9 protein-coding genes are annotated in these 13426 nt (G+C 45.5%); 6 read left to right on the forward strand and 3 right to left on the reverse strand.

Annotated elements, in window-relative coordinates; all coding sequences use genetic code 11:
• Positions 1–15 precede the first annotated feature (15 nt).
• The gene (locus tag AB4114_RS06930) at positions 16–1146 is read right to left on the reverse strand and encodes a glycoside hydrolase family 88/105 protein (protein ID WP_441987769.1); all 1131 of its coding nucleotides are present in this window, start codon (positions 1144–1146) and stop codon (positions 16–18) included.
• Positions 1147–1297: 151 nt separating this feature from the next.
• Between AB4114_RS06930 and AB4114_RS06935 the strand changes: the two genes are divergently transcribed.
• A complete protein-coding gene (locus tag AB4114_RS06935; RefSeq protein WP_441987770.1) occupies positions 1298–2134 on the forward strand; it encodes a helix-turn-helix domain-containing protein in 837 nt (278 codons plus the stop codon).
• Positions 2135–2180: 46 nt separating this feature from the next.
• On the opposite strand, the gene AB4114_RS06940 is transcribed toward AB4114_RS06935, so the two are convergent.
• Positions 2181–3644, reverse strand: a complete 1464-nt coding sequence (locus tag AB4114_RS06940) for a sulfatase family protein (protein ID WP_441987771.1) — start codon at positions 3642–3644, stop codon at positions 2181–2183.
• 247 nt (positions 3645–3891) lie between these two features.
• Between AB4114_RS06940 and AB4114_RS06945 the strand changes: the two genes are divergently transcribed.
• From AB4114_RS06945 to AB4114_RS06960, 4 genes are all read left to right on the forward strand, one after another.
• A complete protein-coding gene (locus AB4114_RS06945; RefSeq protein WP_441987772.1) occupies positions 3892–5523 on the forward strand; it encodes an extracellular solute-binding protein in 1632 nt (543 codons plus the stop codon).
• 106 nt (positions 5524–5629) lie between these two features.
• Positions 5630–6523, forward strand: a complete 894-nt coding sequence (locus AB4114_RS06950) for an ABC transporter permease (RefSeq protein ID WP_441987848.1) — start codon at positions 5630–5632, stop codon at positions 6521–6523.
• 27 nt (positions 6524–6550) lie between these two features.
• Positions 6551–7426, forward strand: a complete 876-nt coding sequence (locus tag AB4114_RS06955) for a carbohydrate ABC transporter permease (RefSeq protein WP_441987849.1) — start codon at positions 6551–6553, stop codon at positions 7424–7426.
• Between the two features lie 30 nt (positions 7427–7456).
• Positions 7457–9748 (forward strand): helix-turn-helix domain-containing protein, encoded by a 2292-nt coding sequence (locus tag AB4114_RS06960; protein WP_441987773.1) that lies wholly within the window; start codon positions 7457–7459, stop codon positions 9746–9748.
• 35 nt (positions 9749–9783) lie between these two features.
• Here AB4114_RS06960 and AB4114_RS06965 read toward each other — a convergent pair whose 3' ends face one another.
• The gene (locus tag AB4114_RS06965) at positions 9784–11886 is read right to left on the reverse strand and encodes an acyltransferase family protein (protein ID WP_441987774.1); all 2103 of its coding nucleotides are present in this window, start codon (positions 11884–11886) and stop codon (positions 9784–9786) included.
• 407 nt (positions 11887–12293) lie between these two features.
• Between AB4114_RS06965 and AB4114_RS06970 the strand changes: the two genes are divergently transcribed.
• Complete coding sequence (locus AB4114_RS06970) at positions 12294–13250, forward strand: alpha-L-rhamnosidase-related protein (protein WP_441987775.1); 957 nt, start codon at positions 12294–12296, stop codon at positions 13248–13250.
• Positions 13251–13426: the final 176 nt, after the last annotated feature.

The following is a 13426-nucleotide window of genomic DNA, read 5'->3' on the forward strand; positions in this document are numbered from 1 at the left end:
CTTTCTACAAAGAGATTACTCCTGCGCCGCTAAGCTCATTTCCACACACATCAGGATAAATGCACCAGCGCCGTGCAAATCGTTCTCGCTTGTAGGACGGGCGATGTAGTGAGCGTAGTCCCCGATTCCCGTACCGATACAGATCTGGCCAATGATCACATGACCGTTCTCATCAAACTTCAGCGTATCGATGACGCCTTGATAGCCTTTCCATGCATAGGTCAAATACTTCGCATCCAAATAGCCGAATCGTACAGCTTTGGCAATGGCATGCACATATAAAGCGGTGCAGGAGTTTTCCAGCCAATTATCCGCCATGTCACCTTTATCCACAACCTGATACCATAAGCCTGTCGCGGCATCTTGGAATGGGATCAAAGCGATGAGCAGGTCTTGAAGAATGCTCGTTAACTCAGCTTTATCTTTGTGGTCCGCAGGAAGGTACTCGAACATTTCCAACAAAGCAACAGGATACCAGCCGATCGCGCGTCCCCAGAATTCTGGTGCCAAGCCTGTTACAGGATCAGCCCAAGCTGCAGCTTTAGTTTCATCCCATCCGTGGTAAAGCAGACCGGTGTTAGGGTCCTTGGTATGCTTCTCCATGAGAATAGCTTGATAGGTCATCATGTCAAAATACGCAGTTTCGTCGAAGGTTTTACCGAACTGCGTAGCAATCGGCCCCGCCATGTATAGGCCGTCCAGCCACATTTGATTCGGATAACGTTCCTTATGCCAGAAACCGCCGGATGGATTGGTTTTCCATGCTTTTAATAGGGGAACCAATGTGTGCAAGGCTTTCTTATACCGTTCATCGCCAGTTTTCTCATACAGATTAAAGAGCAGCACGCCAGGCTGGATATCATCCAGCTCTTCCGGATTGTACTTCTTGATGCTGCCGTCAGCAAGGATCTGGCTATCCACCCAACGTTTGATATACGTATAGTATTTATCGTCGTTCGTTTCCCGCCAACATTTCTCCATACCTGATAGGAAAACACCTTGATGATAATGAAACCGATCTGGCGGAAGCTGTTCGGGCTCAAATTTGGCCATTAACGCTTCGCATGCCTTCTCCGCCCATTGGAGGGGAGTTAATGCTTCTTGGGTCGTGTTATTTATTTGGATGTTGTTTTCTGAAGTTTGCATCTTCGTTTATTCCTCCTTCAATCTACTTAAGCTTATCTTAGCAGAGGAAAATGTACATTTTTTGCGGAAATACGCAATTTCTTCTTATATCTTGCAGGATATGAGGAGAGGCGTATAATAAATGGCAAACGGAGTGAAAGGCGAGTAGAACATGGAAGATTTTCAATTCGATAACGGCGAAGGTTCCTTCTCCGTATCTTATCGCAAAGCCTTAAGTCACAATATGCCGGTTAACCATTTTCACAGTACCTACGAAATCTTCTATTTGATGTCCGGCAAACGGACGTTTTTTATAAAGGACAGGACGATGATCATCGAAGAAGGGGATGTTGTCATCATTTCTCCGAATATCCTTCATCGAACCACCAATACGGAAATGCCGAAGCATGAGCGGCTCATTGTGAATATTCATGAGAGCCAGATGACCTCGGTGAATGGTGCCTATCGGGATATCTTTCAGCCCCTTTTTGAGCATGCCTACTTCATCATAAAATGTCCACTGCAAGACAAGATTGCGATCGAGTCGGTTGCTCAAAGCATTATGCAGGAAATGCAGGAAAAGAAGCCTGGCTTCGAGATGTTTGCGCAGACGTTGGTGCTGCAGCTGCTCATTATTTGCTGTCGGCATGTTAAGCAGAACGCGATAGAGCCATTGGATACGCCAAGCCCTATGCACGAGAGAATCTTAGAGGTTGTTCGTTATATGAACACCCATTACATGCAGGATCTGCCGCTGCATCTGTTGGCGGAGAAATTTTATGTAAGTCCCTATTATTTAAGCCGATTTTTCAAAGAAGCAACGGGGTTTACGTTCGTGGAATATTTGAACAGCGTTAGGATTAAGGAAGCGAAAAAGCTCTTGGAGCAAACTTCGCTGAAAGTAAGTATGATTGCCAGAAAGGTCGGCTTCGGCAGTGTAACGCATTTTGGCAGAGTTTTCAAATTGGTGACGGGACATGCCCCGTTGTATTATAGGAAGGACAAATAGGAGAAAGGCAGCAGGACCGCTGGTTCGGTTTCTGCTGCCTTATATTTCACTTACAGAATGGCCCATATCTAGCGATAAAAATAGCATACGCGTCATCGGGTAATTGCAATATATCACCTGTGGATCGCATGTGTTCTTTGATATGTTCAAGTAGTGCAAGAATCCCATTTCGATGAACATCTTGAAATGCGAGATTGTCCCGTTCTTGGGGATCCTTTGCCGTATCATACAATTCAAGAAATATTTCATCCTTAAACCAATCCACGATGAGTTTATGATCTCCTTCGATTACACATCGCTGGAAATTGCCTCGGGCTCCGTTACCGTCAAATTGGATGAAGAGACGCTCACGGTTTAATTGTTGTCCATGCACAAGCGGTAATAACGATGTACCTGCAACGCCCTCAGGAATCGGAATGTCTAGATAGTCGCATAGCGTCGGTACGATATCGATGGCACTGACAAGTGCATCCGAATCCGAAGTCTCAGACTTGAATCCATCAGGGAATTTCAGGAATAACGGCGTACGTACAGATTCTTCATACATGCACATTTTCTGCCATAAGCAGTGGGAGCCAAGCATTTCGCCATGGTCGCTAGTGAAGATCAGAAGTGTATCGTCATAGATCCCTTGTGTCTTCAGTTCTTCGATGATTCGTCCTACGCAGTCGTCGAGCAGCCGGACAAGTCCGGCATACACGGTCCATATCCGATACCACTCTTCTCGAGAGTAACGTACCCCGATTGCACCGGTCAGGTTATAAAGCTGAAGGGGAGACTGATTCTTCGCCCATTCGCCCACATTGTCCGGAAGCGTAATATCTTCTTGGGTATACATAGAATACCACGGATCAGGAATATCCAACGGTGGATGGGGAGCCAGGAACATAGCGCTCAGGAACAGCGGCTTCGTCTGATCCCGCTGTTGCAAGGCATCCAGCGTATCGTTCAAGATGAAGCCATCGAAGAATGCGTCAAATCCTTCTTCATATCGGCCTGTCGTGGGAATGGAGTAGGCAGCCACACGGGTAGTCGTTCCGCCTGCCATTTCTGGAACAAGTCCTTGGAAAGAAGCTCCGCCAGGTGCTCGTTTTCCTTGCTCTTTGAGATATTTGGCGTATCGACCTTCGAGCGGCAACCAATGGGTCTGAGAGTGTGCAGATTGATCGAAACGATCCTCTGTCAACAGATGCTGTTTGCCAGTATGCCAGCTGTCCCAGTCTTTTTCAAGGAGCTGATAGAGATTGGGTGTGTTGCTGCGTACATGTCCATGAGCAGCATCTTGCTCCTCCCAAGGATTGATTAAACAACCGGTTTGGTTCGGATACCGCCCCGTAAAGAAGGATCCACGAGCAGGAACACATAGTGGAGAGGCGCAGTAGGCACGATTAAATCGGAAACTCTCCTGCGATAGCTTGTGGATATTAGGCGCGAACTGGGGGGAGATTAGGTCGGCACGTAATTGGTCAGCCATAATGATCACGACGTGCGGCTTCGTTGGTTTGTTCATGCACAGTTCAACTCCTATATCGTTCAAATCCTATACTAGAGTTCACTCTACGTGTGCATAATGAAGACTGTCAATAATGTGAACGTTGAAATCACGAATAGAAGATGTAGATGGGAATTGGATGATTGCAGAAGTTGGTTTTGGGTGATGCATCCATGATATGGCTGATTTCTAAACGCTAGCCGGCTAGCTAAGATAGATGTGTAACCGCTGCTACATGGGGGCAAATAGGGAGGATGAAATTAATATGCAAAATCAAAAGTCATCAGGTTCAAAACGAAACCAAAAGGCAAGCCTGCTGCTATCATGTCTCTTGGTTGGCAGTCTAGCTGCTGGGTGTTCCAATCAAGGTACTACATCTACTAGTACAAGTGAAAGCGCTGCAACAGCAAAAAGTACGGAAAAGATCAGTTATAAATATTGGTCACCGCTTAATCCGAATGCGGCATCCGTCGTCAAAACGTTAGGCGAGGTAGAGATGTATAAGGAACTGGAGAAGCGTACGGGTATTCATGCGGATTTCTCTCATCCGCCACAGGGGAGCGAGAAAGAGCAGTTCAACCTATTAATTGCATCCAGAGATTTGCCTGACTTGGTTGAATATGACTGGTTAACGTACCCAGGCGGCCCGGAGAAAGCCATTAACGATAAGGTTATTATTAAGTTGAATGATCTGATAGATAAGAGCGCGCCTAATCTGAAGAAGTATTTGAACGAACACCCAGAGGTTACGAAGCAAGTCAAGACGGACAACGGGACGATGTATGTCATTCCGTCACTTGGAATTGGCCAAAAGAATACATTTAGCGGCCCCCTTATTCGTAAAGATTGGCTGGACGAACTGGGTCTGGCAGTTCCCGAAACGCTGGATGAATGGACCAACGTGTTGCGGGTATTTAAAAGCAAAAAGGGCGTGGCGGCGCCGTACACGACCTATATTGATAAAGCGGATCCCAATAAGCTCAATGACTTCATCTCGGGCGCATTCGGTATTGGGAGAGATTTCTACCTAAATAACGGCAAAGTGAAATACGGTCCGATGGAGCCTGCCTATAAGGATTATCTGAACTTTTTGCGTGGATGGTATAAGGAAGGTTTGATCGATCCTGATTTCGGAGCCAATGACAAGAAGACACTTGATGCTAAAATGACTTCGGGTAAATCCGGCACGGTTTTCGGGTTTGCAGGCAGCAGCATTGGCGTCTACATGAAGGCTGGCGTAGAGAAAGATCCTAAATATAATCTGGTTGGCGTACAATACCCGGTACTTAAGAAAGGTGACGAACCGCAGTTCGTCAATAGAGACTTTAATTATCGCTCCAAAGGAAGTGTAGCCATTACGGCAGCAAATAAGCATCCGGAAGAGGCTGTGAAATGGCTCGACTTCTTGTTCAGTGAAGAGGGGCATATGCTGGAAACTTTCGGTATTGAAGGTTCGACCTATAAGATGGAAAACGGCTATCCCAAATATACGGACTTGATTATGAAAAATCCGGATAAGCTGGCTGTGTCTCTAGCCATGACCAAGTATACACGTGCCAACTACCCGTCTCCCGGCTTAATTAACGATGATCGTTATCTGGAACAGTTCTACGAACTGCAACAACAGAAGGATGCCGTCCAAGTATGGGGGAAATTCGAGAAAAACGTAGATAAAGTTAAAATGCCTCTTGTAAGCGCTACGCAAGAAGAATCGGAACAGTTGGCTAAAATCATGGCGGAAGTAAGAACATTCAGCGATGAGATGTATACGAAATTTATTATGGGTTCAGAGCCCATCGACAACTTTGATCAATACGTTAATCAGTTGAAGAAGATGAATATCGAGAAAGCCATTCAATTACAGCAGGCATCGGTAGAACGTTACAACAAGAGATAGCATGGAAAGGGTGTAGGATATGCCGCATTTGCAAACGAACCAAGCAAGTGCGGCAGATGTTCGTAAACTGGGGGCTCCCCCGGCTGCGGGCTTCTGCCGACTTGCTATGAAAGACATTGTACGGAACAAAGCGATTTATATCATGCTCATTCCCGTTCTCCTTTATTATGTTATCTTTCAATACGGTCCCATGTATGGCGCTGTGATTGCTTTCAAGCAATTTGATTTGGCTAAAGGCGTATGGGCCAGTCCGTGGGTAGGATTTGATCATTTCCGAGACTTTTTCCAGGGTTACTACTTCTGGAGGGTCATCCGCAATACCCTTGCTATCAGCTTATTACAGTTGGTGTTCGCATTTCCCGCACCAATCTTGCTCGCACTATTATTAAATGAACTTTCGCGAAAGTGGTTTAAACAGCTCGTTCAGACCATCACGTATATGCCTCATTTCATCTCCCTAGTTGTTGTCTGCGGCATGATTGCTCAATTCACATCGAGAGATGGCATCATAACCGATATCGTTGTCTGGCTGGGAGGAGAAAGAACGTCCCTGCTTGCACATGCGGACAACTTCCGAACGATCTTCGTTACATCGGGCATCTGGCAGCAGGTAGGTTGGGGCTCTATCATTTATCTAGCCGCATTGTCTGGCATTAACCCTGAGCAGTATGAAGCTGCGACGGTAGACGGGGCGGGGCGGTTCCGCAAGCTATGGACGATTACGATCCCTGGAATTCTTCCCGTTATTGTTATCCTGTTTATTTTACAAATCGGTCATATGATGGATGTTGGCTTTGAGAAGATCGTCTTGCTGTATAACCCAAATACGTATGAAACAGCTGATGTCATCAATTCCTTCGTGTATCGGCAGGGATTGGGAGGCAGCTTTGAATACAGCTTTACAACCGCAGTTGGCTTGTTCCAATCACTCATCAACTTCACTTTGCTCATAAGTGCCAATTATATTAGCCGTAAACTGAACGAAACGAGTTTATGGTAAACCGTAGATAGAAGGGAGGTTAGAATGATCATGCATAAAAAATCATACGGATCTATCGTATTCGATGCTTGTAATGTCGCTTTAATGTGTTTATTCATCATTGTCACAGCGTATCCGTTCCTATATGTGATTGCGGCTTCGTTTAGCAACTCAGATTTGCTTATGAGTCATAATGGTTTATTATTTAAACCACTTGGCTTTCAATTCGAGGCTTATAAAATGGTGCTGTCGAATCCGAATATTGTTTCTGGATACCGGAATACGCTGATGATTGTCGTTGGTGGAACGATTCTCAATGTATTCTTAACATCACTTGCTGCCTATGCGTTATCACGCAAAGCGCTGATGTTTGGTCGTCCGATCATGATCGGTATCGTGTTTACGATGTTTTTCTCTGGCGGTTTGATTCCCACTTATTTGCTCGTGTATAATACACTCCATCTAGGGAACAACTTGCTTGCCCTTGTTTTGCCAACAGCTATATCCACATGGAATTTAATTGTGCTGCGAACGTCGTTTGCGGCTATCCCTGAAAGCTTGCTTGAATCAGCTAAAATGGATGGCGCCGGAGAATTTACGACTTTATTTCGCATCGTCGTCCCTTTATCGATGCCGGCAATTGCCGTTATGATTTTGTTTTACGGTGTGGGACACTGGAATTCATGGTTCCCAGCAATGATTTATTTGCGGGATCGTGAATGGTATCCACTCCAACTCATTATGCGAGAGATTCTTCTGCAGAATAGTGTGGATTCCATGATGGGAGCAGATGATAAATTCTCGGTTGGCGAGAGTATTAAATATGCTACGATCGTGGTTGCTACCGTGCCGATTCTGTTGGTATATCCATTTTTGCAAAAGTACTTTGCAAAGGGAGTCATGGTCGGGGCTATCAAAGAGTAATAGAATGCTAGAGGAACGGGGGTGATCGAATTGAAGAGAATAATCAGATTTAATCGTTGGAGCATCTTGTGGTCATGGTTTCTCTCCTATTCCCTCATCCTGCTGATTCCTATTTTGATTGGTTTTTTTGTGTACGTGCAAGTCCGGCAACTGGTGGAGACAGAGATCAATCGTGCGAATGCGGCACTTCTTGAGCAAGTCAAACAAGTTCTGGATGGGCAAATGGATAGCATTAATCGAATGAGTGTACAAGTTGCCTTCCTGCCTCAGGTCAGGGGGCTGCTTTATGCTGAACAGCCGTTGACTGAACAAACGAGGTACTCGATTACGTTGGCATTAAATGAGTTTAAAAACTTAACAGTGGCGCACGAGATGGTCGCGGATTCTTATATTTATTTTAGAAAAGGTAACTTTCTTCTCTCGCAAAGCGCTGTCTACGATCCTGACGATTACTTTCAAACGCATCATGCGACGAGCAATAACGCGAAGAATGAATGGTATTCCCTCCTGAACCACAAGTATATGGGAGATCTGGTTGTTTATCCGTACACGAATGATATTGGCGTAACCAAACAGGCTATTCTTTACATGCGATCACTGCCGGCAGAAGACCGGGGAGAGTCGCTTGCAACGAGTGTGTCCGTATTGGAGTTGGAACGATTCCAAGAACCGATTCAGAAAGTAAATTGGATTAATCAAGGATCTGTTTTTATTCTTAATGAAGAAAACGGTGTCCTGGCGTCTACCAAAGAGGATATTCGTCTGCCTTCTTCTATTTCCTATGGCCAACTGTCTGGGAAGAGTGGTACGGTCTATGAAACTTGGGATGGGGAAGAGATGGCCGTATCCTACATATCCTCTGATAGCGCCAGGCTGAAATATATATCCGTGCTGCCTGTAAAAGTATTTCAAGAGAAATCTTCCTATATTCGTAATCTGACGATTGTTGGGCTTCTGGCTACGCTGATGATCGGTGCGGCGACGGCTTATATGCTGGCGAGACGCAGCTACCACCCCGTTAACAAACTTGTTCGATCGCTTTCAAGCCAAGCTCAGTTTTCAATAGCTGAAGTTAAGAATGAGTATTCGCTTATCTTTCATGCACTTGATCAGCAAAATAAAGTGCTGCGCAATTATTTATTTGAGCGTTTGATGAAGGGGCGGCTGGAAATGAATTTCCCGCTGAGTGAAGCCTTAGAAACGCACGGCATCACCTTTGTTGGCGAACGTTATGCCGTTCTGCTTATCAATATTGAAGATTATTCGGAAATGTTCAAAAGCCAGCATGCCGATAATGAGAGCCAGCGGAAATTTGTTCAAATGATCGTCGGCAATATCGTCGAAGAGATGTGCAGGCAGCAACACCTCGCCTATACGACGGATTTGGACGATATGTTGGCGTTACTGATTAATGTGCAAGATGGATCGGATGAAGAGGTACAAGAGGAACTTTACCGACTGATTGGTGAGGCGCGACAAGTCATCGAGACGAAGTTCAATATTCATTTTACAACGGCAATAAGCCGTATTCATCTGTCGACCAGCGGTATTCCGATGGCTTATCAAGAAGCTTGGAAAGCCATGGAGTACAAGATGCTGATGGGAAGTACGGAAATTATTCAATACGAGCAGCTGCAAAGTCATGAACCTGACTATTGGTTTACGTGGGAAAAGGAACAACGGCTGATCACCGCGATTAAAGCAGGGGAATCCGTGTTAGCGCTTGGCATTCTCGACGAGGTATTTGACGCTATGCATGCTCATAAGCTTCTGCCCATCGAGATGGTCCGATGCTTTCTCTTCGATATGGCTGGGACCGTGATGAAAGCTTTGTACGAAGCAGACTATAGCCGTGTTTCCATGACAGATCATCAAAAGTCCTTATGGCGATTATTGGAATGTGAGAATGTGAACGATATTCAAAAAGGTTTGTCCGATATTTTGAGGCAGATTACCAACGATCTTAGTCAGAAAAAGAACCGACCTTCCGGTCTTGTGGACGATCTGACAGCCTACATCCAGTCACACTACCAGGAAGCTAATCTTGGCGTGGCCGCTATCGCTGAGCATTTTGGTATGAATCCGGTCTATTTGACCCGTGTATATAAAGAGCACACCAAAGACACTTTATTGGATGCTTTGAATAAGGCAAGAATACATGCAGCGAAAAATCTGCTCGCAGATAGTGAGCTTCCCATTAAAGATATCGCAGAGCAGGTTGGTTTCTTCAGCAGCAATACCTTTATCCGAACGTTTAAGAAAATGGAGAGTATCACACCGGGTATGTACAGGGATATGCTGAAAGGACTTATGAAGACATGATAATTTGTGATAAGAGGTAGGGCTAAGCCCGCCTCTTATTTTTTTTGTAGCTCTAAATTACTCAAAGCTGTAACAGCATCTAGAATAAGCTTAGCGTAAGCTTCAGCACCCTTACCTGTTAAGTGGACACCATCACTGACAAACCAATCCGCCTTATTTGCACTATAGGAATACCAGTCGACGAGTTTGACATTCGCATGCCCTCTACTAACACTGGCTAAAGTGCCATTTACCACATATTCCCATTTTTTGGGCACTCGTGTATTGATGAGAATAATCTTGCGGTTTTCTCCAATCGTCTCGAGCAGAATATCAAGCTGTTCCGAGGTAAAAGGTCCATTCGTACCGAGGTGAATAACGACAATTGGATTTAATTTGTTCTCGGCTTTGAATTGCTGGATGATGTCAGGAGCTTGCGATAGTTGCCGACTGACTTTCCCGTCTACGGTAATCCCTGAAATCATTTTCTCCAAAACTGGAGCAGCGCCCAGCATGACGGAATCCCGGATAGCTGTGACACTTGGGGTTAACAGAACAGGATTATAAGTGCCAGAAGCGTTCACTAGGGTAGGGTCTGTCAATACATTTGAATTCTCAGCTTTAGGCGATGCCGTTGGGGCAGGACTAGGGCTGGTGAGCCCAGCTGGATTCTCAACTTTAGGTACCGTCGGGACGGGACTTGTCCGTGCAGGTGAATTGTCAGCTTTTGGTGATGCTGTTGGTGTAGGAGGACTTGTCAAAGCAACCGAAGTCTTTCCTCTAGGTGTAGATGTCGGGACAGGGCTTGTCGTTTCTGGCGGTTGGTTAACGACAGGAGAAGAAGTCAGGACTTCGCTCGATAATTCAGGTGATTGAGTCGCAGGCGAGGCAATCGCAGTTAATTTCGTCAAACTTTGGGAAGAGACTACAACCTCAGTGCTGCTCAGATTTATGATTTTGGAAACGCAGATCAGCATAAGTAGGACTAGCGGTACGGTTCTAACTAAGAACTTAAGTGGATGCTGGGTTATCATCCCATTCGACCGAAATTTGATCATTTTGGACCAAATGCCCCAATTACCAGTTCTAAATGGGGATTCAATGAAGGAGTAGGACCATGCAGCTAATCCGATACTCAGCGTGAGCTGAATCATGAGGAGAAAGTAGTTTGTATCCGTATTCGAACTAATTGGATTCGTTATGATGATCACAGGATAATGCCAAAGGTAAATGGAGTAAGAACGTTTACCGATCCAGCGTAGAGCCTTCCAGCCGAGAATTTTGCTAACCAAGGTAGATGGGCTTGCTGCCGCTGCTATAACGAATGATGATACGAAGGAAAGGATGAGCATACCACCGGTGTACAGCGATTGATCGTATTCTCCGGTTCGAATTAACATGTAGATAACAATTAATAGTCCAATTACACCCGTCATATCTATCCACAAACGATGTTTGCGTAAGTTAGGTTGGGCAAGTTTACTACTTGGCCATAGAAATGCAAGGGATGCACCGATCAAAAGCCCGAATGCCCTTGTGTCCGTTCCGTAATAGACTCGGCTTGGGTCCGTGCCAGGTTCATATAAAAGCACCATTGCGACGAAAGAAAGAATGGCTCCGGCGAGTGTAAGTAAAACAAACTTACCGCGTGTTGGGCTAAAGAAACGACTTAGGCCAATGACAAGCAGCGGCCATAATAAATAAAATTGCTCTTCAATGGCGAGCGACCAAAGATGCCCTATAGGCGAAGGAGGTCCGAAGCTCTCGAAGTAAGAGATGTGGTGAAAAATGTTGTACCAGTTGCTTGTATATGTTAACGCCGACCAAATATCCCCCTGTATGRCAATTAACCTCGGGATATCCGTAATTGCTAAATAGACGGCAACAGCAACTATCATAGCCACCATTGCCGGAAGCAATCTGCGGATGCGACGAATCCAAAACCTTTTTAGATCGATACGTTGTTTATTCTTGCGCTCTTCAAGCAGCATATCCGTAATCAGGTAACCGGAGAGTACAAAAAATACACTTACCCCTAAGAATCCCCCTGAGGCCCATCCCCAGTTGAGATGATAGCTAATTACAGCAAGAACTGCGAGCGCCCTGATCCCATCCAATCCAGGCATATAAAGCCGATGATTTTGTTTGATTTCCTTCATGTTGATAAATCCTCCAATGTGTCAATTCCTGAAAACAATACTTCTTAGACTGTGTTCTACTTCTTGGAGTTCAAAAAGAGTAAAATTTTTTCTTTTAGTTGGATTTGGTCTGATGTGCTGTAGCTGCATGCGGGTTCATTGAAATTTCCAAAGCAATAGGTCATATTGAGAAAGATGTATATGTCAACGCTGCAATGAAGTTACTGAAAGTACTATTTTATTAAAGGGATTGTGGGAGGAGCTGTTAAGGGGTAGAAGGATTCTTCAGAGTTTATCGTGAAGGGAGCGAATGGATGAAATAGATCTGAAAAAAGAACAAAAACTGAAGAGAATCGAGCAAAGACAGAATGACAAGAAAACGTTTACAATTAGCTTGTAAAACAAATTTATGAGCGGGGGTATTAGATATGAAAAAGAATTTAATCGTCAGTATGTCTGCCGATATGCTGCCGAAAATGCTGCTGACGTTGGAGGCGTATCTGGAGCGTGTCAACGCCGATGATTTATTGGACATGAAGGGCTGGAACCTACTTGACTGGGCACCGATGGATCAACCTAATGATGGTATTGTCACACATCAAAATGTGATGCTGGTGAAGGCACTGGAAGAAACGGCAGCCATGGCAGCGTTCGCTGGTTTGCCTGAACAGGGGACAGTATGTGCGGAGTTCGCTGTCAGAGTGAAAACAGCGATTAATCGGCATCTCTGGAGTGAGGAACGCGGCGCCTATCTCGATTGTATTCATCCAGGAGGTCGCCGCTCGACGATCTTCAGTATGCAGACGCAAGTCATGGTGCTGCTAGTCGGCGTTGCGGGAGGAGAGCGAGCTGCAAGATTAAGTGAATACTTGACCGCCACGCCAGATGGATTCGTACCGATCGGAAGCCCCTTCATGTCGTTCTTCTATTACGAGACGCTGATGAAATCGGGCAACGTACAATGGATGCTCGATGACATGCGTGAGAACTTCGGCTTTATGCTCGATAATGAAGCGACGACATGCTGGGAAATGTATGGTCACACGACGATGAATCGTGCGAATGAGAATGTTCTGACGCGCAGTCATTGCCACGCTTGGTCGGCTGCTCCGGGATATTTCCTCGGCGCTTATGTGCTAGGCGTGCGTCCTGCTGCACCAGGGTGGGCGAAAGTGATCGTCGAACCCATGATCGGCGATTTAAGTTGGGCGAGTGGAACGGTTCCGCTGCCGCAAGGCGGGTGTATCGATGTCGCTTGGAAAGCAGAGAAGGGGGAGATTGCTTCGCTGGTTATTACAGCGCCCGCAAGTGTAGAACTCGATATTCGAGTACCAGCGGCGTGCAGTGTTGCAGTTAGTCGGGTGAGAGAACTTCCAGCCGTGTAACTTGGAGATTGGCAATAACAAACCATAAAGACGGTTATTAATTCGATGCTGAATCAGAAACCGTCTTTTTGCATTAGAAGGGCCATTGATGGCAAATGCGCACACGTAAGTCGATAAAATCGACTTACACGCGGCCGGCGGAGCAAATTAAAAGTCCAAAAAGTCCACCTTTACCG

The organism is Paenibacillus sp. 2RAB27 (assembly GCF_052115445.1).
Lineage (GTDB): Bacteria > Bacillota > Bacilli > Paenibacillales > NBRC-103111 > Paenibacillus_E.